Annotated in this window: 1 protein-coding gene; it reads left to right on the forward strand. The window is 79.5% G+C overall.

Annotation, left to right across the window (positions count from 1 at the left end; genetic code table 11):
- Positions 1-224, forward strand: a 224-nt coding sequence (locus BEN49_RS28275; RefSeq protein ID WP_158022995.1) for a hypothetical protein, incomplete at both ends; no start/stop codon positions are given.

A 224-nucleotide genomic window follows, 5' to 3' on the forward strand; every position in this document is an offset into this window, starting at 1 on the left:
CCGAGCGCGCGCCCACGGCGACTTGGCCTCGGCCGACAGCAACCACGTGGCGGGCGGCCTGCGCTTCCGCACCGACCGCGGCCGGCCGGTGTACGGCGGCCGCGCCGAGTATCGCCGCGAGCTGGCCGAGCGCGCGCCCACGGCGACTTGGCCTCGGCCGACAGCAACCACGTGGCGGGCGGCCTGCGCTTCCGCACCGACCGCGGCCGGCCGGTGTACGGCGG

Origin of the sequence: Hymenobacter coccineus (assembly GCF_001816125.1) — a bacterium.
GTDB classification, from domain to species: Bacteria; Bacteroidota; Bacteroidia; order Cytophagales; family Hymenobacteraceae; genus Hymenobacter; species Hymenobacter coccineus.